Origin of the sequence: Sphingobacterium sp. UBA5670 (assembly GCF_002420705.1) — a bacterium.
Taxonomy (GTDB): Bacteria; Bacteroidota; Bacteroidia; order Sphingobacteriales; family Sphingobacteriaceae; genus Sphingobacterium.
On sequence record NZ_DIIM01000020.1, the window covers coordinates 72153 to 94094 of the forward strand.

General features: G+C 39.9%; 19 protein-coding genes. 7 read left to right on the forward strand and 12 right to left on the reverse strand.

Going from position 1 to position 21942, the window contains the following annotated elements:
• Positions 1 to 121: 121 nt before the first annotated feature.
• Both B3C94_RS17105 and B3C94_RS17110 read left to right on the forward strand, forming a co-directional pair.
• Positions 122 to 844, forward strand: coding sequence for an SIMPL domain-containing protein (locus B3C94_RS17105; RefSeq protein WP_293905853.1), 723 nt, complete (start codon positions 122 to 124; stop codon positions 842 to 844).
• 388 nt (positions 845 to 1232) lie between these two features.
• The gene (locus B3C94_RS17110; RefSeq protein WP_293905855.1) at positions 1233 to 2567 is read left to right on the forward strand and encodes a GH1 family beta-glucosidase; all 1335 of its coding nucleotides are present in this window, start codon (positions 1233 to 1235) and stop codon (positions 2565 to 2567) included.
• Between the two features lie 9 nt (positions 2568 to 2576).
• Here the strand turns inward: B3C94_RS17110 and B3C94_RS17115 are convergent, their stop codons facing one another.
• The gene (locus B3C94_RS17115) at positions 2577 to 3302 is read right to left on the reverse strand and encodes a hypothetical protein (protein ID WP_293905857.1); all 726 of its coding nucleotides are present in this window, start codon (positions 3300 to 3302) and stop codon (positions 2577 to 2579) included.
• A 204-nt stretch (positions 3303 to 3506) separates the two neighbouring features.
• Between B3C94_RS17115 and B3C94_RS17120 the strand changes: the two genes are divergently transcribed.
• Positions 3507 to 4022 carry a hypothetical protein gene (locus tag B3C94_RS17120; protein WP_293905859.1) on the forward strand — a complete coding sequence of 172 codons (516 nt, stop codon included), beginning with the start codon at positions 3507 to 3509 and terminating at the stop codon, positions 4020 to 4022.
• A 27-nt stretch (positions 4023 to 4049) separates the two neighbouring features.
• Positions 4050 to 4433 (forward strand): DUF2809 domain-containing protein, encoded by a 384-nt coding sequence (locus B3C94_RS23550; RefSeq protein ID WP_414712697.1) that lies wholly within the window; start codon positions 4050 to 4052, stop codon positions 4431 to 4433.
• 24 nt (positions 4434 to 4457) lie between these two features.
• Here the strand turns inward: B3C94_RS23550 and B3C94_RS17125 are convergent, their stop codons facing one another.
• Positions 4458 to 4976, reverse strand: coding sequence for a VOC family protein (locus tag B3C94_RS17125; protein ID WP_293905861.1), 519 nt, complete (start codon positions 4974 to 4976; stop codon positions 4458 to 4460).
• Between the two features lie 226 nt (positions 4977 to 5202).
• Here B3C94_RS17125 and B3C94_RS17130 point away from each other — a divergent pair, with 226 nt between their 5' ends.
• Entirely contained in the window at positions 5203 to 6228 is a 1026-nt protein-coding gene (locus B3C94_RS17130) for a threonine aldolase family protein (protein ID WP_293905863.1), read from the forward strand.
• A 92-nt stretch (positions 6229 to 6320) separates the two neighbouring features.
• On the opposite strand, the gene B3C94_RS17135 is transcribed toward B3C94_RS17130, so the two are convergent.
• The 7 genes from B3C94_RS17135 to B3C94_RS17165 all read right to left on the reverse strand — a co-directional run bounded on the left by B3C94_RS17135 (position 6321) and on the right by B3C94_RS17165 (position 15140).
• Positions 6321 to 7037, reverse strand: coding sequence for an MIP family channel protein (locus tag B3C94_RS17135; RefSeq protein WP_293905865.1), 717 nt, complete (start codon positions 7035 to 7037; stop codon positions 6321 to 6323).
• Positions 7038 to 7163: 126 nt separating this feature from the next.
• A complete protein-coding gene (locus B3C94_RS17140; RefSeq protein ID WP_293905867.1) occupies positions 7164 to 9377 on the reverse strand; it encodes a DUF4838 domain-containing protein in 2214 nt (737 codons plus the stop codon).
• Position 9378: 1 nt separating this feature from the next.
• A complete protein-coding gene (locus B3C94_RS17145; protein ID WP_293905869.1) occupies positions 9379 to 10911 on the reverse strand; it encodes a YaiO family outer membrane beta-barrel protein in 1533 nt (510 codons plus the stop codon).
• Between the two features lie 4 nt (positions 10912 to 10915).
• Positions 10916 to 12352, reverse strand: coding sequence for a glycosyltransferase family 2 protein (locus B3C94_RS17150; protein WP_293905871.1), 1437 nt, complete (start codon positions 12350 to 12352; stop codon positions 10916 to 10918).
• A 31-nt stretch (positions 12353 to 12383) separates the two neighbouring features.
• A complete protein-coding gene (locus B3C94_RS17155) occupies positions 12384 to 13520 on the reverse strand; it encodes a HEAT repeat domain-containing protein (RefSeq protein ID WP_293905873.1) in 1137 nt (378 codons plus the stop codon).
• The gene (locus B3C94_RS17160; protein ID WP_293905875.1) at positions 13513 to 13893 is read right to left on the reverse strand and encodes a response regulator; all 381 of its coding nucleotides are present in this window, start codon (positions 13891 to 13893) and stop codon (positions 13513 to 13515) included. Before B3C94_RS17160 ends, B3C94_RS17155 begins: the two co-directional genes overlap by 8 nt.
• Positions 13894 to 14060: 167 nt before the next feature.
• Positions 14061 to 15140 carry an NAD(P)H-dependent flavin oxidoreductase gene (locus B3C94_RS17165; RefSeq protein WP_293905877.1) on the reverse strand — a complete coding sequence of 360 codons (1080 nt, stop codon included), beginning with the start codon at positions 15138 to 15140 and terminating at the stop codon, positions 14061 to 14063.
• Between the two features lie 181 nt (positions 15141 to 15321).
• Between B3C94_RS17165 and B3C94_RS17170 the strand changes: the two genes are divergently transcribed.
• Entirely contained in the window at positions 15322 to 16314 is a 993-nt protein-coding gene (locus tag B3C94_RS17170) for a 2-hydroxyacid dehydrogenase (protein WP_293905879.1), read from the forward strand.
• A gap of 12 nt (positions 16315 to 16326) precedes the next feature.
• Here the strand turns inward: B3C94_RS17170 and B3C94_RS17175 are convergent, their stop codons facing one another.
• Positions 16327 to 16665, reverse strand: coding sequence for a winged helix-turn-helix transcriptional regulator (locus tag B3C94_RS17175; RefSeq protein WP_293905881.1), 339 nt, complete (start codon positions 16663 to 16665; stop codon positions 16327 to 16329).
• 118 nt (positions 16666 to 16783) lie between these two features.
• On the opposite strand from B3C94_RS17175, the gene B3C94_RS17180 reads away from it, so the two are divergent.
• Positions 16784 to 18196, forward strand: a complete 1413-nt coding sequence (locus tag B3C94_RS17180; protein WP_293905883.1) for an MFS transporter — start codon at positions 16784 to 16786, stop codon at positions 18194 to 18196.
• Position 18197: 1 nt separating this feature from the next.
• On the opposite strand, the gene B3C94_RS17185 is transcribed toward B3C94_RS17180, so the two are convergent.
• Positions 18198 to 18716 carry a hypothetical protein gene (locus B3C94_RS17185; protein WP_293905885.1) on the reverse strand — a complete coding sequence of 173 codons (519 nt, stop codon included), beginning with the start codon at positions 18714 to 18716 and terminating at the stop codon, positions 18198 to 18200.
• Between the two features lie 83 nt (positions 18717 to 18799).
• Complete coding sequence (locus tag B3C94_RS17190) at positions 18800 to 21940, reverse strand: error-prone DNA polymerase (RefSeq protein WP_293905887.1); 3141 nt, start codon at positions 21938 to 21940, stop codon at positions 18800 to 18802.
• Positions 21941 to 21942 lie beyond the last annotated feature (2 nt).

The following is a 21942-nucleotide window of genomic DNA, read 5'->3' on the forward strand; positions in this document are numbered from 1 at the left end:
GCTTTTTTATTTAGAATAATCTAAGGTAAATTAGATAGGCTCAATAGCAGCTGTCAGGAATATTTAGTATATTTAGCATAGTAAATCAATAAGTTAACTACAAATCTGAGTACTTTACAAGATGAAAAAGAAATCGATCTTCATTATTTTTATGGGTTTAATAGGAATCATGCTTGTGGTTTCCTGCCATTCCGGATCAAAGGAAAACGAAAATCGGATACGGGTAAGTGGCGAAGGAAAAATTAGAATTATGCCGGATCAGGTTACACTAACAATCAACACAGCTTTTACAAAACCTAGGATGATTGACGCTGTTCGAGAAACCCAGGCAACTGTTGATACCGTAATCGCTTTGCTCCAAAAATATGGAAATAAAAAGGAAGATATTAAAACAAGTAGTGTATCTGCAAATAAGGATTATCAGTACATAGGAAATACAACTAAATTTGTAGGCTATCAAGCACAGCAAACGATCGATTTTGTATTACATGATTTGTCCAAATTTACAGAGTTGACCGGTAAATTACTGGAAACCAAGATAAGTGGAATCGGCTCCATAGCCTTCGATCACTCTAAAGCAGATAGTATACTGAGAGAAGCCGATTTAATTGCTTATGATGATGCCTTAAAGTCTGCCAAAAAACTTGCATCTAGGGCAAATGTAGAAATCGGCAAACTATTGTTTCTATCCAACGATGGCAGTGCTTCCAACGAGTCAACAAAGTATCGAACTGGTATGGCCCTGGAGACCTTCAACAAGGCTTACGGTGGCGAAGGCTTTAAAATTGCACCCGAAGTCCTGGAGTTTAAAAGAACAATATTTACCGAATTTGAAATTAAGTAGCGAACCAGGAGGATAAGGGAACTACCTCTTGTTCTTCAACAAGATGATGCTTATGTAATTTGCTTAATTAGATCTATTCTGTAGTTGGCACTTCAATGTATTAGCAATAATCATACATTGGAGACTTTGAAACATAGTATCTATTTTTTTCGTATATTTAATAAATAATTCATATCCAGTTAATATGAGTTTCGTTACTTTATAATGCGATAGTTAATGTAGTCAACGGAGTTAATGTATCTATTATGAAAACGATAAACTATTTTTTCCAGCGGATTATATTTAGGATCTTTTTAGGTCGATTTAGTTCATTCTATTCACCATTAAGATTCCACAAAACTTAATTGTTTTAAAACGGCATTGAGGTCCGATAATTTTATTTTTATAAATGCTTTTAACCAAAGATGCCTTTGGCAAAGATTTTATTTGGGGAGTTTCTACAGCTGCCTATCAGATTGAGGGAGCACATGATTTACATGGAAAGGGTCCTTCTATCTGGGATATATTCGTCAAAAAAAGAAATCGCATATTTCAGAATCAGCACGGCAATGAGGCTTGTGATTTTTATAATCGCTATGTCCAGGATCTGTATTTGATGAAGGGAATGCATATTCCAAACTATAGATTCTCTTTATCATGGAGCCGTATATTTCCAGCAGGCATTGGTGAGATAAATCAAGCTGGATTGGACTTTTATGATCGTTTGATCGATCTATCGCTCGAATTAGGGATAACACCCTGGGTTACATTATATCATTGGGATCTTCCACATGCATTAGAAAAAAAAGGCGGCTGGGTAAACCGCGAAGTGAAAGATTGGTTTGGAGAGTTTGTTTCCAAATGTGTCGATGTCTTTGGTGATCGCGTCAAGAATTGGATGGTGTTGAATGAACCTACCGTATTCACCGCTGCGGGCTATTTTTTTGGTGTACATGCGCCAGAAAGAAAAGGTCTCGGTAATTTTTTGGCGGCAGCGCATCATGCAGCCCTAGCCCAGGCTCACGGTGGAAGGATCATAAAGTCATTGCTGCCCGATAGTGATGTAGGAACGACTTTCTCCTGTTCTCATGTCGAGCCATTCACAACGAAAGAAAGAGACATTATCGCGGCGAAGAAAGCCGACGTTTTGCTCAATCGTCTTTTTATAGAGCCCTTATTAGGAATGGGCTACCCGACCAAGGAGATCAAGATACTGAATAGAATTGAAAAGTACATGCAGGCCGATGATGAAAGGGATCTGAAATTTGACATGGACTTTATTGGTGTACAGAATTATACACGGGAGATTATACGATATGCGATGTTTGTTCCTTACCTTCAGGCAAAAATTGTATCAGCCAAGGAGCGTAAAGTTGAAATGACCGAAATGAACTGGGAAGTTTATCCAGCTTCGATCTATCATATGCTCAAGAAATTTAGTGCCTATCCCAATATTCCTCCCTTAATCGTTACCGAGAATGGCGCGGCATTTCCAGATCAAATCGAAAATGAGCTTGTTCACGATCCCAAAAGGTTAGACTATCTGCAGCAGGCTTTACATCAAGTGTATCGAGCGAAGCAAGAGGGGATCAATGTCAAAGGATACTTTGTATGGACCTTTCTTGACAACTTCGAATGGGCCGAGGGATATCGGCCAAGATTTGGACTGGTGTATGTTGATTTCAAAAATCAACAGCGTATTATAAAATCCTCCGGTCATTGGTATGCAGACTTCTTAAGATAATTGGAATGCTTAATTATCTTTATGACGAGATGCAATATTCGTAATTTTCAATAAAACTATTCCCAGAAATAATGCCGCAACGATAATGAGTATGGTCACTCGGGTATTCCTTCCATTATCTGCCCAGAAATACTGTGATAGTCCAGCTAAAACACATGGCACAGCGATAACGATAAGTTTAACCCAATACACCCGGTCTTCTTCCTTACGGATAATCTTTGTTTCGACAGCAGCTAAAACAGCTGCCTTGTTCTTTTTAAGATAGGTGAGAATCATTTCAATTTCGTCTCCACGCAATTCGCGGGGACGTATTATCTTTTCTTTCAATGCAATAAGTAAAGTTTTACCATCTCGTTGGACTGAAACAATATCAGCCATTGGAAAGCGTTTTTTATACCCCATAGGATTCATGGCGTAACCTTTATAATCACTGTTTTCCGGACATAGACAGACAAAATAATCCGAACTCATGGAGAAGATCACATCGGAATACTCCCGTTTGGTTTCTTTCCATACATCGATAGCTGGTTTAATGGCGGCCAGCAATAGGCATTGAAAAATAAATATACCAAAGGACAGGCTGAATATCCATGACAAAGAAAATGAAAGGGCTAAAAAACCAATGACAAACCAGATTAGATTCGACCAAAAGTCAATTTTGCGTTGCAAAAGATAGAAAATAATGACACAGATGACTGGGGCAATGCTGGCTTTCCAATCCCAAAATATACTCACGATTCCAAAAATTGAAAACAGCGCATAACACACTAGCTGAAAGTATGCTGACTTCCGCTGAAAATTAGTTCTTTTAATTTCAATGATATTTTTCAATGTGTTCTTTAATAAAAGAAAAAAATCTCTTTAGCTAATATATCTTTGATTGCATAAATATAAATATCTTTAGTAAATATAAATGCGTAAAAAATACAAAGCACGACAATGAAAACTTTTCAATTTAAATCCCATCAGGTAAAAAAGGGTCTGATTTTCGGATTCGGTTACCTAATTGTTGTATTTATCCTATGCTGTTTAATTTTTGGCGGGATAAATGGGCTCGCTGATGCGGTCAACAATTTTGGTTCGGCGAAAGGCCTTGGCATCTTGGTTGCTGTAATCGTAATCGGGCCGCTCATTATACTATTGCAATTCATCAATCCTAAGATCGAAATACAAGTTGACAAAGATAAGTTGTCTATTAAACAGCCGAAAAAGGAGGACAAAGTTATCCTGCTAGCTGTCATTGATAAGATGGAAATTAATCACGCTTTGGTCAATCAGCTTCAACTATTCGACAACAATGGACAGTTGCTAACGTCGATCCACCCGCAGAACGATATGAATGTTATTTTCGCCATCGCAGATGCCATCGCGCAGCATGGCGGATTTATACAAAAAAAGGGAAACAAAAAAATCTTTGGCAATCCTGTTGAAACCATCTCCTATTTGAGACAATAACGATAAAGACTGGATCTCGTGAAGAGGATGACAAAAATTCAATATCTATTTTTAGCGGGTTTGACTATACTCTTGGGTTTGCTCTCACGCAAAATATCAGTCATACCAACCATTACTGGAGATGTGCTTTATGCGGTGATGATTTATTGGCTGTCGCGGTTTTTATTTACGGGAAAATCAGTGTTATTTTCTCTTGTGGCTACAATCATTTTTTGTTTTAGCATCGAGTTTTTACAACTTGTACAATATCCATTACTTAGATCGATAAGAAGCAATCCCCTATTGCGGTTAGTATTTGGCCAGGGTTTTCTATGGTCAGATCTAGTCGCGTATTGTATCGGAGCAATAGGTGCTGCTTTATGGGACTTCATGAGATCTCGAAAAACAGACATGTCAGACAAAGCGGCATAAATAACAAAGTCTAGGATAATAGCTTTACTTGGTGGTTTTTGCACCCATATCCTTTCCCATCTTTTCGTAAACAACATCATTAGGCTGCCAAAGTTCTATTTTATTACCTTCGATGTCCATGATATGAACAAATTTACCATAGTCAAATGATTCGATCGTATCAAGTACAGTGACTCCCTCTTTTTTCAATGCTTCGACCAATAACTCCATGTTCTCTACACGATAATTGATCATAAAGTCTTTATCTGAGGGGGCAAAATAAGTTGTATTTTCTTTAAAAGGGCTCCATTGCGTAAATCCTTTTTTTGTACTATCACCCCCTTGATACCACTCAAATACGGCGCCATACGAATTTGTCGTTAGGCCTAAATGCTCTGCGTACCAGGCCCTGAGTTTTTTGGGATCCTTGCACTTAAAGAAAACTCCACCAATTCCGGTCACTCTTTTTAACGCCGTGGTTCCACTCGGATGTGTCAGGTTATTAAAAGCATATCCCATTCCAAATGCCAATAAAATAGTTCCGACAAATAAGGCTCTTTTCATTATACAATACGATTACATAAAACTTGATTCAAATCTCTTTCGAATTTAATCAATAGTTGGATAAAAGACGTAAATCTCTTGAGTTTTTATCCATGTTTTCCCTACAGAGATTCGTGAAAAACGAGATTGTATTTATACATTTGAATTTCATAAGGTTCGCCCTATTACGGAAGGAACAACTTTAGATAAATTACTGATAGCTAATGCGTTTATAATCGATAGATTTATGTATAACTTTAAAAATGATTATTCAGAAGGTGCACATCCCCGCATTTTAGAGAAACTTGTTGAAACCAATTTGATACAGCAATTGGGTTATGGAGAGGATGATTATTCGAAAGAAGCAAAAACGATTTTAAGGAATAAGATTGATAACCAACGTGCTGTTATCCATTTTTTATCTGGGGGAACACAAACGAATCTGCTTGTTATATCGTTTCTCTTACGTGTACATGAGGCAGTGATTAGTGCAAAAACAGGGCATATATCTGCCAATGAAACTGGTGCTATAGAAGCAACTGGACATAAAGTCATTACCGTTGAAACAGTGGACGGAAAATTGACACCTGAAGATATCATCAAAACATTAAACGACCATGCTTTGGCCCCACATGTGGTAAAGCCACGGATAGTTTATATTTCTAATTCGACTGAAATCGGCACGATATATTCTTTAGCGGAGTTAAAAGCGCTATACCTATGCTGTCAGCAGCAGAAACTGTTGCTTTACTTGGATGGTGCACGCCTAGGTCATGCCTTGACAGCAGAAAACAACGATCTAACATTTGCAGCTATCGCGAAGTACAGTGATGTTTTCTATATTGGTGGAACAAAAAATGGTGCGCTTTTAGGAGAAGCAGTTGTGTTTAATCACCCCGATTTAGCGCAGGATTTTGATTATGCAATTAAGCAGAAGGGAGCTCTGCTTGCTAAAGGCAGAATGCTTTCCATTCAATTTCTAGTGCTATTTAAAGATGATCTGTATTTTGAACTGGCATTAAAAGCAAATTCATTTGCAATGCGGATGGCAAAGGCCATCAAAGAAAAAGGATATTCCTTTCTAACAGAATCCACGACAAATCAGATTTTCCCAATTTTACCTAAATCGGTCATTAATACACTGCTTTTGAATTATCAATTTTATATATGGAAGGAAATAGATCATGATCATGCAGCAATCCGTTTGATTACCTCCTGGGCCACAGACGAGACACAGGTCGAAAATTTCATAAACGACATACTAAATTCATAGTTGGCTCAGCACCTTGCTTATGTATACCATAAACGAAAATGCCCAATAAGTATCCATATACTTATTGGGCGTTTCCTATAAAATTAAAAAGGCTAATCTTTAGGCTCCAATGCTTTCCATACTCCTGCTGCTACAGCTGCTCCTACGAGAGGCGCAACAATAAACAGCCAAAGCTGTGATAATGCCTGACCACCGGCCAGAACTGCGGGTCCAAATGAACGGGCAGGATTAACCGATGTACCTGTCACCGGAATGGCTACTAAATGGATCAGAAGCAGTGTAAAACCGATAGCGAGTCCGGCCATTGTACTATTGCCCACCTTCGAAGTCGTTGCCAGGATCACAAATAAAAAGATAAAAGTTAATACAGCTTCAATCAGAAAGGCCGAAACAGTACCATATTCGTTTTGATAGCCCTTACCCCAGCCGTTTGAACCATAAGCCCACTCACCTGCGGTAAATCCGCCCAATTGCCCGCTTAAAATCTGCTGGAGCACAAATGCGCCCAAGAGCGCACCGATAAATTGAGCGACAATATAGACGATTGCATCCTTGGCAGACATTCTTCCTGCCAATAATACGCCAACTGTCACCGCAGGGTTAATATGACAGCCAGAAATTCCTCCGATTGCGTAGGCGAAAACGACAACCGATAGACCAAAAGCGACGGCAATACCCAAGAGCCCCAGCCCGGAAAGCCCACCCATGGTGTTGGCTCCTGCAATAGCGGCTGCTCCACAGCCAAAAAGCACCAAACCAAATGTTCCAATGAGTTCGGCGACAAATTTTGAAGATGATTTAATTTCCATATGAATCTGTTTATAACTTAGTTAACTCTAATTTAATCATTTTCCATATAAAATTATACTGCTAAATAAATTATTGTAGAACAATATCCACACAGGTAAAAAAAGAACTCAAATAAGAGTTATAAATTAATTTAGCCAGATTTCATCACACGCGATAAGTGCCTTTCGCTTCGGATGGTACCTCCATTCGGGTAATTTTGGCAATGGCTCAGCATAAACCTTGACCACTTTGATACGATCATTTATTAATGCGCGATAACGGACCTTCTCCAAGGTATAATCTTCTTCTACAGATTCAAGCTTATGGAAAAGTACTTCCTGAAAATCTGTTCCATTCTTAGACACAGAAATCCTGATTTCCTTCGGTGGAAATATCCAATGTCTGGCATCTTTTAGAAAATTAAGCTCAATGGTATCTATTTGTCTCTCCTGTTTAAAATCAAAAGAGATATCCATTGGATCACCATTCCACAACAGCCAATTATAACTATAATCCATATATCCGGGTACACTGTCCGTTAGCGTCTTCAGCCCGTTAGCAGGGAAAGAAGCATCAAACGGGTAATTTAATTTTATAGTTGCATCCGAGGCTTTGTTTGCTCTAACGCCAGCGTTGAATATCTCCGTCCACTCATTTGCATAGCCATCGGGCGATACACCACCTTCGGCGAGCTCCACGACGCCTAGTCTTTTAGCATCTTCAACAAATTGTTTTACTTTACGGCTGACATTGGGTCTTACCTTCCAGCGTCCCTCCTCTTGCTCAAATATACCGTGTTGATGTGGGCCATAAAATCTGGCTTGTTGCAAATACGTATAATCCAATCCCAATCCAATGCGTCTGACACGCGACTCCAATATTGGATTTCCTTCACTGGCAACTTCGGCCTTTTCCAATAAAGTACTATACCGGTCCATGGCTTCTGGACTTAAAAAGTCCTTTCTATTGTCAATCGGATTTCCATAGATGGACAAAGCTGACGATGCACCGGGCAAATAATTCCTTCGTTGATCGAGATAGGCTTTGATAAACGGTCCCGCCTTGCCATAATAGCCCTCCATAAACTCGTCGGTTAGCTGCTTTTCTGAAAGCCCTGTATTCCAGGCGAGGTTAGCCAATATATAGGCATTTAGCTCCGCCATATCGCTATAGGTGCCGCCGCCACCCTGCAAAAAAACTCCCTCCACACCCTGTGACTTCAAGTACTGCAAACTCGGCTGCATCGTGCCTTGAATCGGAAAAGGTGCAAGGTAATTGGTAAACTGTGTCAGATAATCCCATACAAATACATGTTTAGCCTTAGCTTTCCAAGCGCCCAATTGTCTACGGAATGTTGCCGCAGAAGGCTCACTCTCCATGTCATTTTTTCTAAAAGCATCGATATTACTTAAAATAACGGTGACATTATCTGCAACACGGAGCTGTGCTGGAGCATTTGCAGATTCCAGATAGGCCAGTGTAGTAAATTTCTTGTCGGGAAATTGAGCAGCGACTCGATTTACGAAACGTATCAATGAACCCTGTGGCCCGCCTTCTTTCTTATCTATAGCCTGGCAATGATCACAGGTACAGCTTCCGATATCATCATTGGGCGCAATGGACCAGTAGATAGCCGCCGGATTTTCGAGCATCTTTTGTTTAAAATAGGCTACCGTGTGACGAAAAACTTCTTCATTGGATAAACAGAGTTGAATGGGCTGGCGTCTCCCATCATATAAAGAATAATATTCCGGATGATTTTTAAAATAAATTGATGGCGGTAATATTTTGCTAAAGTTATGCCCCCAGTCGCCCCATCTTTCCTCCAGATTATGCAATCCATACCAATCCATATACTCCTGATCTAATTCTACAGGGAAATAAACCTCTCTAAACTTAAAATCGGGTTTGGCATAAATCTTTAAGTCTGAATCTACAGCTAATAGCGTTAATTTGGGGATATATGTATTTCCCTTGCCTGTATACCATTTTCTCCCGCCTATAATATCCCTTACATACCGATAGGCTGCAAACAATACACCTTTGCCACTTCCTTTGATATTGATACTATTCCCTACAGCTTGAATGGAATAACTATCCTCAGGGAATGCACTGCTTATAGGCACTTTCTCTAAAAAAATGGAACGGGTTCCTTCCAATTTAGACCCTACCGCAAATTTTGCCCCCGTGCTTTCAGCTGTAAATGAGTTGATAACCTCTACAGCTTTTTGTAAAAGAGGATCCTGCATATTGGCATGGATTACATAATCCGTACTTCCTTTTTCAACCAAAGTAATTCTTTCCTTACCTTGAACTATCGTAACAATAGACAATAAGCATAACATAAACTTCCACATCATATTAAAAATATTTCCTTAATGATAGATTCAGGTCATATTGGTTCATAAAATTGTTATCAGCTACTTTATAGTAGCTCCAGCCCCCCATAATTGTAAAGCCCCAATTTTCTATACGATGCTGCCATCCCGCATTAACCGATCTTGATAGGAAACCAAAGCGATTGTTCAAAAATTGATACCGGGATGGATCATCCGGAGATGTACCGATATTGGCAATTAATGTCACATAAGAATTTGGTTTTTCGCTATTATAATAATGCCTAATTGCCAGTGAATAAGCTTGGTTCCAACGCTGCTCATCATGCAATAAAAAGCCCCTAAGATAGACGAAAGTGGGCCCAAAATATCGGCCTGCTGATGCAACTATACCATAGTTATTCGAATTGTCATTTGCACGGACATATCGTCCCCCTAAATCAAAGAGCCATAGCCCCGCCTCACGATAAAGACTATAAGATGCTCGCCATGTTGGAAATACACTACCATCGGCCCAAGCTATTTGATGGTAAGCATAGCTATTTTTACTATAATTAATCCAGGCGTCCAAACCGGCCTGATATCCTTTTTCACCACGTCTGTTCCCGTAGTTAAACTGCCCAATAAGCATGTTTTTAGCTCCTATCCGCTGACCGTATTCCAACCCGGAAATAAAGAAGTGCCCGTTCGGCCGATCTTGCGAACTTTGCATATGATTTACGCCGATATAGAATTTATACGGCAAATTCTCCCGATATACGTTCGCCAAATGCCGGTATCGCTCATTTTGAGGCGATTTCTCCACCAGTTGATTCATATAGTGCAATGCGGTTTGATAATCTTTATTGAGCACGGCTATATTAGCCAGTTGCTCGGTTACGAATACCGAACTATCGCCGTCATTCCATAATGTTTCAAGGTCTGCCTTCGCTTTATCATACTCCTTATTGGCTATCAAGGCACTTGAACGCAAATATAAGAAACGATTATCTTTTGAGTCAGCAAGCCGCATGCTGTCCGCATAAACCAGAGCCTTTTGCGAATCTCCGCCCTTAACAAATTCCCGCCCTCTTTTATACCAGTTGTCCATACGTATTTCACGTTGACGCTTTAAATTTCTAACCTCAAATTCATGGTATAAATTTGCGATTTCAATGTCTTTTGGAAAATATTTAAGGGCCAATTGCCAAGTTGATGCTGCTTTCTCCTGTTGACCAGAAGATTCGTATAAAGCCGCCAATGAAGGATAAACATCCCGATAAGCTGGCTCTGTAGAAACAACTTCTTCAAAATAGGGAACAGCCCAGTCTCCACGTCCCATTTTCTGATAACTTAATCCTAAGATATATTTAAAATCTGTGTATTTGGGATACTTCAATAAAACGGCTCTGCTTAACGAAATTGACTCATCGATTTTTCCATCTTGTAAATAAGCAATGGACTTCGAAACCAAGCTGTCGACATCATATTTTTTATTTTGCCAATTGACCTGTGCCTGAATAGCTTGCGGTACAAATGGCAAACAAAAAATTACTGCAAATATGAATAATCTTTTCATCTTTCTATTTTTTAATGCGATCAGAGGGTAAAGGAGACAGGGTACCTTTCCGTTTCATCTCTCCCCAGGCATGTTTTTTCCCAAAAAGCTCTTGTATATAACCTTTTATTGAGCTGTAAACGATAATCGGATGATATAGAAACGGCTCGATAAACGCTGTGAGACATAAACGGACGATATCTTTTCTGCGCTTATAATATTTATATACGTAATTGTCCAATAAAATGGAAAAACTCGTCAAAAAGACAGAAAACATATAGACGAAAATCAATAACAGAATCGCCATTGGCCAATTAATACAATGGGTCAGGATAAGATAGATGTAGAAAAAAATACCCAAAATTTCCATGATAGGGGCAAAAAATTCGAAAATAGCGTTGTAAGGAAACACGATAAGCCCAAACTTTTTATACTTAGGATTAAGAAAGGCTTTACGATGTGTACGCATGATCTGCATCAAGCCTCTCGCCCATCGTATACGTTGTCGTGTCAGCATTTTCAAACTATCAGGTCCCTCTGTCCAACAAAGTGTCTGGGGAATGTATTTAACTTCATATTTTTGATTATTATCGCACATCGTCATACACATTCTTGTCACCATCTCCATGTCTTCCCCAAGGGACTGTGAATCATAACCACCTGCAGAAATTAGAATCTCTTTATCAAATAGCCCTAAGCCGCCAGATACATTTGGAATACAATTTAGGTAGCTCCAGCCCATTTTCCCTAAGAGATAGGATCGAATGTATTCCATTTCCTGAAAACGCGCCAAGATTGGTTTGGGCAATGCCGCTTCAACCAGCATTCCTGAATCTACATAACTGGAGTTCGACATACGCAGTGTAGCCCCCACAGCAATAACGCGTTCATTAGCGTCTAATACGGCCTCCATCAGCTGAACCAAAGTATCATTGGCAAGCACACAATCCACATCCGTATTTAATATATAAGGAAAAGATGCCACATTGATCCCTGCATTCACTGCATCGGCCTTACTACCGCCGTTTACCTTGTCAACAATAGTTAACCGCTTATGGGATATATCTCTAGATTTATAGATCGCCTTGATTTCCTTACAAGGCACCAAATAATCAACCAAAAAATCTACCTGAACAAGATCAAACTCTTTTATCAGCTTCTCCAGCGTGTCATCTTTACTTCCGTCATTTACAATAACGACTTCATATCTTGGATAAAACAGAGTCATCAGCGAGCGTACATTATTGACAATTGTTACCGATTCATTGTATGCCGGAGCTACAATACTAACGCCCGGGGCAATCTCAGATTCCATTAATGTCTGTACGCGTCTGGATTCTCTCTTCCGAATATTCTTGCGTATGGATATGGATGACATGCGAAACAACATGACATACACAATCAGAAGCAAAAGGCAATAAAATCCAAAAACAAATTCTATTGAAAAAATAAAATGTTTCATATAGATAATTTTTATAAAACAGTTTAAAGAATTAGATGTAATGAACCATAGGATGATTAACGTAACGTATAAGCTTATCATCATGATCATCCACCTCATTCTCGATTTTGCGCAAGCGTGCTATACTGTAAGGCTTTTGTGCAACCAATGAACGATAGGCATGTTTTCGAAGAGCGAGCACGGAACTTTCATCTTTAAATATATTTTCTAATAAATCAATTGATTTCCCCTGACCCAACCGACCTAAAGCTTTAACAATTTCAATCTTAACATGTAGGGGCTGCTCTCTTGAATAAAAATCAACCAATCGGCATTCACTATCCCGGGCCAATAGTTTTCCTAAAGCGTTAATCGCCTTCAGCCTTACCTGGGAATTTTCATCCGAAACAATGAGTTGCCATAACTTATCTTCATCGAGTTGCTGGTAATATACCATGAGATCTATCATCAAGCTATTTACCGCAAAAGATTTTGTTGCATCCAGCCACTGCGAGAATTCATAAGTGCCCACATAATCTGTAGAAACAATTGCCTGATATATATCAAGTGCATCCAGTTCATTAATCCCCTCCATACGTGGCAGCACGATGTCAAAGGCCTGCTCGCCGCTCACCTGTAGCAAGTATTTAAAAGCCGATACACGAATCTCAATCCTCGAACTATTCATCAGCTGATCCAGAACCTCTTCTTGAATCTCCACTTCCATGAGCGCCAGATCGGATAGCGATCTTAAAATGGAAACCACATGATTGCCTGCATGTCTGATTTCATATTGCGCTTCTTTATCGAACCCCAGTTCATTGAACAAATGACGCATACTCTTTCCTTTCTCCCCCCCAATGGTGAAAATAAATTCATGCAATATATTGCGGACTACCTTCTGTACAATTGCTCTATCGAGATCCAATGCTAGTCGATCAATAGGAAAATGGCTAACCCTATTTTCAATCAAGATATGTTCATAGATGAAATCCCGAAGAACAGGATAAATCTTAGCCTGATAAGAACGATAGCGATAGTCCCGATAATAAAATATCGTAATGCCAATTAGACAAAAAGCCCAAAGTAGAAAACTCAATGCAAGCGCTATCGTGACCAAAATAGGCCAGCCTTCACCTTCGAAAAAAGATCGAATTGAATATATAGCTTGTTCCACCTTGCTAAGCATGGCCGATTCTTAAGCGTACACGTGAAATCAATTCAGAAGGAGAAATGGGTTTCTTAATATAATCATTCGCACCTACTTCAAATCCTTCTACAATGCTGTTATCATCACGGTAGCCGGAAATAATAATAACAGGTACCTGATTATTCGTATTGCTTCTTCTAATGCGATCGATAATTTCGTAACCGTTGGCAAAAGGTAATGCCAGATCCGTTATGACTAAATCAATTGTTTCGTCAGAAACCAACGAGAGTGCTTCTTTGCCAGATTTGGCAAGCAATAGATCATAGCCCTCCCTAACAAGAACAAATTGCATTGTGCCCAATAGAATCTCATTATCTTCGATAACAAGAATTCTTTTTTTTTCGTTCACCATAGCGGTTAATTTTTAGTTTTTCACAGTGAACAAAGGTTCGAAAAAAAAGCAAAACTCCTTGTAGATTAACAACTACAACCCTCTTAGAGGCATTTAAATACAGAATTAAATCATTAGTTTCGATTTAAATGACATTTCAATGACACTTAGGCTTAAAATAATAGTAGTTAAACATCTAAACTACTATGTAAAATTTCAACTTCTCGGATTAGATGACGGATAATATCCTGTGTCGATTGCTCACTATAGGGATGAATGGATTGCCCAGCCCAAATATTTACAAAATCAACCATCTGATGTGCCCTTGCTACTTTTCTTAATTCGCCGGTCAACTTATTTTGATAGGGATATGGTAGGATCTTTTGAGAAGCATCCAAAACTTCAATAAACGTATTCTTAACCCCTCTGGCATAGCGTCCTGAAAAGCTTCTTGTCAATACAATATCTGATTCACGCACCTGGGAAAGGCGCTTTTTTTCAAAATCATGTAGTGCACTCTCCTTAGATTTAAGCAGTAAACTACCGATCTGAAACCCGGCAGCACCCAATAGCTTCGCCGAATGGATAGTTCTTCCATTATAGAGGCCACCAGCATAAATTAAGGGAACACGGACCTGTTCTTTTACTTGTGGCAGCAGTGAAAATCCGCCGATCTCCGGAACGGGTTTTTCATCAAAACTTCCACGATGTCCACCAGCCTCCAATCCCTGTACACAGATAATATCGATACCCGCTTCTTCCAAAGCGATAGCTTCTATCACCGAGGTACATGTACCAATAATAGTGACCTCTTTATCCTTCAAGCGTTTTATACTTTGCGCATCTAAATTACCAAAAGTAAAGCTCACGACTTTACAGGAATGGGCTAGAATAGCGTCAATTTGCTCTCTATAATCTGTAATACGAATGCTATCAAGCGCTGGTAAAGCCACTTCCAGGCCATGCTCCCTGGCAAGTTCTTCCACAAATGCCTTTGTCTCGTTGTACTGTACACGCAAATCTGCTGATATCTCCGGAATAGCATTCACAAAAATATTGACGGCAAAGGGTGTCTTCAAACTTGCAGCTGTTGAACGAATCAGATCGCTGCAGCGATCTGCCGACAGATCGCCTAAAGATAAGGAGCCGAGGGCTCCGGCACGCGAGGCTGAAATAACCATTTCGGGGGTAGTAACACCAAACATGGGGGCCTGGACAATTGGATATTCAGTACCTATTAATTGTGTGATTTGATTTGACCACTTCATATCAGGAGTAATTTTAAATAATTAAAAATAGACGATAATACCGTTATTGTGATTTCTCTAATTTAGATCTTTTTAGCACAAAATATACGATGCTGTTGATAAAAAGATCCTGGAAAGCGCGTACCAAATAACCGATTTATACCGTATATTTAAAATATAGTATTACGTAACAATCAATTTTATGAAAATCGCCTTCTTTTCGACAAAACCTTACGACAAATTATTCTTTGAACAGGAAAATAGCACTTATGGTTTTCAGTTTAGTTTCTATGAAACGCATTTAGGTCCGCATATCGTCAATGCAATTGACGATGAAAAAGTTGTCTGTGCATTCGTCAATGATAAACTAAATCGACAGGTTATTGAAATACTTGCACAAAAGGGTGTGGAACTGATCGCCTTGCGCTGTGCAGGTTTCAACAACGTTGACCTGGAAGCTGCTAAAGAGTTTGGAATTAAGGTTTGCAGGGTCCCCGCTTATTCACCTGAAGCTGTAGCCGAACATACAATGGCTATGTTGCTTACCCTTAATCGAAAAACACATAAAGCTTACAATCGGGTAAGAGAGCAAAACTTTGCATTAAATGGTCTTTTGGGATTTAACCTTTACCAGAAAAAGATTGGAGTTATCGGTACAGGAAAAATTGGAAAGGCATTTATCAAGATTGCATTAGGATTTGGCGCAAACGTCCTCGCCTATGATTTATTTCCAGATCCACAACTAGCCGAACAGGGCGTCAGTTACAAACCACTGGATGAGGTATTTCAGGAATCGGATATCCTTTCACTTCATTGTCCACTCACTCCCGAAAATCACTATCTCATTAATAAGGAATCTTTGGAGAAAATGAAAAATGGTGTTACTATTATTAATACAAGCAGAGGAAATCTAATCAACACCAACGATGTCATTAAGGCACTTAAAGAACGAAAAATTGGCCTCCTCGGCATTGATGTTTATGAACAAGAAGAAAAGTTGTTTTTTAAAGACTTATCGACAACAATCATTGAAGATGAAACAATACAATTATTAATGAGTTATCCGAATGTTTTGGTCACAGCGCATCAGGCTTTTTTCACAACGGAAGCCTTAACAGAAATTTCGCAAAGAACACTGCGGAGCATTGCTGACCTATCAACCAAAGGAACGACGGATGCAGAGGTCATGTTGTAAACAGATAGCTGCCTATCCCCTTTCGCTTTTATAACTTTCCCACCAGTCATCCAGTCTTTCGATGACTGGCAGTAAAGTTTTGCCCAATTCGCTAAGTTTATATTCCACTCGTGGCGGCGATTCAGCGTAAATCTGTCTGCATAAAATACCATCCCGTTCGAGCTCACGGAGCTGAACAGTTAGTGTTGTTTGGGCCATATCTTCCATTTCCCGCCTCAGTTCACCAAATCTTTTAGGGCATTGCTTGGCAATAGCTTTAATGAGTAGAACTTTCCATTTCCCCCCGATAATCTTAAAAATTCCGTTAACATCGCAACAGGCCCCAAAATTTTCACTTTTTTTTTCATTCATAATCATCTCATACTGACCATTAGTTCATAAAAACATACTAAGTACATAACTTATAACTACTTGATTGTAAAAAATATCCAAACTATTTTTAACCGTAAAATTATTAAAAACTTTCTATATGCGCTTTCAAATTAAAGATTTACTTCATATTTTCTTGCTCTCAACAGGCATATTTCTTTTCGTGATAGATCTTTTTATTATCAATGTATCCTTACCTACGATTCAACATTCATTGCAGTTAAGCAATAGTGATACACAATGGATTATTATCCTTTACATCATTGGTTACGCAAGCCTGCTCATTAATGCCGGCAATGCGGGAAACCAGTTTGGAAAGAGAAAATTATATTTAATAGGAATGGCAGGTTTCACCCTCGCCTCCCTCGTCTGTGGTCTATCCACTAACCTGTACATGCTATTGGCTGGGAGACTGATACAGGGAATTAGTTCCGGGCTTATGGTTCCTCAGGGTATAGCGTTAATCACCTTACTTTTTGAAAACCAAGAAAAACGAGCGATGGCATTGGGCATCTATGGAAGCATAGCCGGTATTGCCTCTGTTATTGGTCAGCTCTTAGGCGGAATACTTCCTGATCAGACTTGGATAAATGAAAGCTGGCGTCTTATTTTTCTAATTAATGTTCCGATCGGATCACTTGCCTGCCTGGCAGTTTACCGTTACACACCTAAAGATCAGGTGAGCGGAGAATCTTCCCAATCTTTCATGCCTATGATAACGCTATTTATTCTTTTAATGGGAATTATTTTTCCATTAATTATGGGGCCTGAACTGCAGTGGCCCTTATGGTCACTGCTGCTGTTGGGAACAGCAATTGTCCTTTTCATCGTATTTATCAGAAAGCAAAGAGCATTGGAACAAATGGGATATCCTAGTCTCCTCAATTTCTCCCTATTCAATAACCGGGTTTTCAATTTAGGATTGCTAGCAGCATTAGCCTATTACATGGTACAGGATGCTTACTTTATTATTAATTCCAATTACCTTCAAAATCAAAAACACTATTCGGCTACAATGACAGGAATTGCCTTTGTTTATCAAGGTATTGGTTATGTACTGGCAAGTGTCGTTGTCAGCAAATTGGTCCAGCGCCATGGAAAGACCGTTGTCCTTTTCGGCTTAGGAATTATGATCTTAGGGTTACTGACTCATCTTTTCGTTTTCAATACGACATTTTTAGATCGGCATCACATACACATACTCTTCTTTTTCTATGGTATTGGCTGTGGCAGTGTATTACCTGCATTGATGACGCTAGCATTAAAGGATCTTTCTGAAAAATTAGTTGCAGTAGGGTCGGCCATCTATCTCACGGTACAGCAGCTATCTATTTGTTTAGGAATTGCATTTATTGTCGGTGTATTCTTACATCAAAAAGAGACTACATTTTTTTTCTGGCAAGATATTTCCTCTGCCTATGGTTACGCAACGACATTATCGGTCATATTACTTTTATGTGTGGCAAGTTTAATAAGCTGTTTACCTTCAGAAAAAAAATTAGACCTAATGTAGATCAATATTTCAATCCATGAGATGAATCATTCCGGGGCGCTTCTAATGGTCGGTTCTGTTTGGATGTATCCGCATCAAGGGCAGGTGAACCATCATTTTTATCAAATAGTTGAGTAATTTCGGAGATATGATGCCCTATTTGATTAAAACCTACAATGTATTTTAGTACAACAAAAGCCAATAAGGCAATGAAAAACAAGATAAACAATCCTTTCCAGGCTCCGGTACGACGGCTGCTATTTGCTTCTACTTCCAAAAAAGAAGATTCATCGGGATTCGCCTGTTGCGAATCATTGCTATTTGCAATCTCATCATAATCCACGAAAAACAGGTCTTTGCCATCAAATCGGTCAATATGCTCTTCTTTAAACATCCGTACAATATCCCGGGCGGCTTTTAACGTCACATTCGCCTGTTTGGCAATCAGGTAAAGCGCATCATTTTCATCCCCTTGCTTAATTAAATCGCGAATAGTCGCTTTATCAATTTCAATTGTATTTACGAGAATATTCTTGGTCATATCCTTTTATCTTTCTGCTTTAATGTTTTGTTGTATTACCACCAACGCTAGTCTTCCCAAAAGTGAGATTTAAAAATGAAAGATCAATGAAAATTTCTTCCTTTATGAAAAACACCCCCTATATTGTCATCTGCCGCTGTCAAATCTTTTAATAGTCCTGACATATCAAAACATCGTTGTGCAATCACGTGAATAACTTCACCTTCAACCTGTATTTTACCGGCAACCATGAAGAGTTTTGAACGGAGGATCTCCTTTCGATATTTTTCAAATACAGTGCTCCAGACAACAATATTTGCAAAACCTGTATCGTCTTCAATGGTGATAAATAAAACACCCTTCGAAGTACCCGGCCGCTGCCGAACAGTAATTAGCCCACATACCTTCACGGGCATATCGTTTTTTAACAAAGCCAATTTTGCTGTGGGAACAACCTGAAGAAGATCTAATTTCCCGCGCAAAAAACTGACCGGATGTGCTTTAATGGACAAAGAAGTTCTTGCATAATCTGCTACTACATGCTGGCTTGTTGTCAATAAAGGCAGGGCAATCTGTCCTTCTGCCATGCTCTCAGAAGGTTGTCCCTCAAATAATGCGATCGGACGATCGCCTAATGCCGTAATTTCCCAAAGCGCTTTTCTACGATCAATATCCAGCGAGCGGAAAGCGTCTGCATCAGCTAATTTCTCCAAAGTGGCAAGGGATAACCCTGCATCCATCATGCCTGTAATGGATGAATAGCTGGGGCGTCTTCCTTGCGTCAGCACCCGAGCTTCTTCCTGTGAAAACCCTTTAATTTGGCGTAAACCCAAGCGAAGGGCATGTGGTTTTCCAATTTCTCCTTCCAGGCTATTGTCCCAAGAGGAATGATTAATATCAATAGGAAGCACTCTGACACCATGTTTCTGTGCATCAATAACAATTTGAGCCGGCTGATAAAATCCCATCGGCTGGCTATTGAGTAAAGAGGCTGCAAAAATATCAGGATAGTAACACTTAAGCCACGAGGAAACATACACAAGTAAAGCAAAAGATGCCGCATGGCTTTCGGGAAAACCATAGCTGCCAAAGCCTTCCAGTTGTTTAAAAACCCTATTGGCAAATTCTTCGGTATAGTGTTTCTTCACCATACCGTCAACCATCTTTTTGTGAAAGGCAGACACTTTACCTTTTGCTTTGAATGTTGCCATACTGCGCCGCAGTTCATCAGCCTCTGCTGGCGTAAATCCTGCTGCAACGATCGCTATTTCCATGGCCTGCTCCTGAAAAAGAGGCACACCCAATGTTTTTTCAAGGATGGTCTGGATCTCCGTACTGGGATAGTCAACATGTTCCTCTTTATTTCGACGGCGTAAATAGGGATGCACCATATCACCCTGTATAGGCCCTGGGCGTACAATGGCCACTTCAATAACCAGATCATAGAATTCCCGCGGTTTTAACCGGGGCAACATCGACATCTGGGCCCGGCTTTCGATCTGGAATACACCTAGCGTATCGGCATGACAGATCATATCGTAAACATGAGGATCATCTTTGGCCCCAATATCGGCCAAGGTGAGCTCTTTTCCATAATGGACTCTGGCTAAATCAAAAGCCTTGCGGATACAGGTCAGCATCCCCAAAGCAAGAACATCAACCTTTAGAAAACCGAGTGCCTCAAGATCATCTTTATTCCATTCGAGATTCGTCCTGTTATCCATCCTTGCATTGATCAAAGGGCAAAGTTCATGCAAGTTGCCCTGTGTGATCACAAATCCACCGGTATGCTGTCCTAATTGCCGCGGAAAACCGATATATTGATGCGTCAGCTCCAGAACCTTTTGTAAATGCTGATCTTCGGGATTAAAGCCCTGTTCAACCAAACGTTCTAAATTGATGTAATCATCCCAATGGCTGCTTACTACCCCCGCCAAACGTCCAACGGCATCCATTGAAAGCCCCATCGCCTTGCCGACATCGCGTATAGCCCCTTTAGAACGCACCTGTGTCACTGTGGCTACGATAGCGGCTCGATTACGGCCGTATTTCTCATAGATATATTGGATCACTTCCTCCCGACGCTCATGTTCAAAATCGACATCTATATCAGGGGGTTCATCCCGTGCATCAGACATAAATCGTGCAAAAAGAAGTCTATATTTCGATGGATCGACAGAAGTAATGCCAAGACAATAACACACCGTAGAATTGGCGGCCGACCCACGTCCTTGACATAAAATCCCGCGTTCTTTTGCAAAACGTACGTAGTCATATACGGTCAGGAAATAAGAAGCATAATTTTTGCGTTCGATAAAATCAAGTTCCATTTGGATTGTTTCGCGCACTGCAGCTGGAACATGTCCATCAAAACGTTTCCGCGCTCCTTCCCAGGTTAAATAGGATAATTCCTCTTGTGTTGTTCGGCCATTGGAAGACAGTTCATCCGGATAGATATATTTCAGATCATCTAAAGAGAAATGGCAGGCATTAGCAATTTTGACACTCTGTTGTACCGCTTCTGGATACTTTCTAAACAAACGTTCAACTTCGGTCATTGATTTTAGATAACGCTCAGCATTGGGATGTAAATTAAATCCAGCTGTATGGATCGTACATTTCTCCCGGATGCAGGTTAAAATATCCTGCAATTCACGTCTTTCGGGTATATGATAATAGATATCACCAAGTACGACGAGTGGAATACCCAGCTGTTCACCCAGCTGGTTTATCCGATACAACAGTTTAGCGTCATCTCCACGATAGAGTTTTTTGATCCCTAAATTCAGGGAGCCATGCAGGTGTTGCCGGCATTCCTTGACGAATTCAACAAAAGAATAATCAAGTTCAAATTCTGCCGTCAATTCTTCAGGTGGGCAAACAACGAATATAATCCCTTCAGCATAAGAATAAACGTCCGCCTTATACAGCTTGCATTTTCCTTTTTCAGTTCTTAGGTTTCCGACAGTTAACAAGGAGGAAAGCCTTCCATAGGCCTCTTTATCTGTAGGGTATGCAAGTAAGCTTGGACCATCCTGTAAATCCAGACGACATGCTGGAATCAGTCGTATACCTTCTTTTTTAGCCGCTATATGCGCACGAACAATTCCGGCAAAACTATTCCGGTCAGTTACCGCAACAGCATGATACCCCAATTGTGCCGCGCGTTCTATCAATTCTTCCGGATGTGAAGCGCCTTCAAGAAAACTAAAGTTACTTGTTATCTGTAATTCACAATATCCCATCT

Bases quoted from the DNA above. Each gene is read 5' to 3' on its own strand.
- B3C94_RS17165 (WP_293905877.1), bottom strand. From the start codon at position 15,140: ATGAAGTGGTCAAATCAAATCACACAATTAATAGGTACTGAATATCCA.
- B3C94_RS17140 (WP_293905867.1), bottom strand. From the start codon at position 9,377: ATGATGTGGAAGTTTATGTTATGCTTATTGTCTATTGTTACGATAGTT.
- B3C94_RS17105 (WP_293905853.1), top strand. From the start codon at position 122: ATGAAAAAGAAATCGATCTTCATTATTTTTATGGGTTTAATAGGAATC.
- B3C94_RS17185 (WP_293905885.1), bottom strand. From the start codon at position 18,716: ATGACCAAGAATATTCTCGTAAATACAATTGAAATTGATAAAGCGACT.
- B3C94_RS23550 (WP_414712697.1), top strand. From the start codon at position 4,050: ATGACAAAAATTCAATATCTATTTTTAGCGGGTTTGACTATACTCTTG.
- B3C94_RS17110 (WP_293905855.1), top strand. From the start codon at position 1,233: ATGCTTTTAACCAAAGATGCCTTTGGCAAAGATTTTATTTGGGGAGTT.
- B3C94_RS17135 (WP_293905865.1), bottom strand. From the start codon at position 7,037: ATGGAAATTAAATCATCTTCAAAATTTGTCGCCGAACTCATTGGAACA.
- B3C94_RS17155 (WP_293905873.1), bottom strand. From the start codon at position 13,520: ATGCTTAGCAAGGTGGAACAAGCTATATATTCAATTCGATCTTTTTTC.
- B3C94_RS17190 (WP_293905887.1), bottom strand. From the start codon at position 21,940: ATGGGATATTGTGAATTACAGATAACAAGTAACTTTAGTTTTCTTGAA.
- B3C94_RS17130 (WP_293905863.1), top strand. From the start codon at position 5,203: ATGTATAACTTTAAAAATGATTATTCAGAAGGTGCACATCCCCGCATT.
- B3C94_RS17120 (WP_293905859.1), top strand. From the start codon at position 3,507: ATGAAAACTTTTCAATTTAAATCCCATCAGGTAAAAAAGGGTCTGATT.
- B3C94_RS17160 (WP_293905875.1), bottom strand. From the start codon at position 13,893: ATGGTGAACGAAAAAAAAAGAATTCTTGTTATCGAAGATAATGAGATT.
- B3C94_RS17145 (WP_293905869.1), bottom strand. From the start codon at position 10,911: ATGAAAAGATTATTCATATTTGCAGTAATTTTTTGTTTGCCATTTGTA.
- B3C94_RS17180 (WP_293905883.1), top strand. From the start codon at position 16,784: ATGCGCTTTCAAATTAAAGATTTACTTCATATTTTCTTGCTCTCAACA.
- B3C94_RS17150 (WP_293905871.1), bottom strand. From the start codon at position 12,352: ATGAAACATTTTATTTTTTCAATAGAATTTGTTTTTGGATTTTATTGC.
- B3C94_RS17170 (WP_293905879.1), top strand. From the start codon at position 15,322: ATGAAAATCGCCTTCTTTTCGACAAAACCTTACGACAAATTATTCTTT.
- B3C94_RS17175 (WP_293905881.1), bottom strand. From the start codon at position 16,665: ATGAATGAAAAAAAAAGTGAAAATTTTGGGGCCTGTTGCGATGTTAAC.
- B3C94_RS17125 (WP_293905861.1), bottom strand. From the start codon at position 4,976: ATGAAAAGAGCCTTATTTGTCGGAACTATTTTATTGGCATTTGGAATG.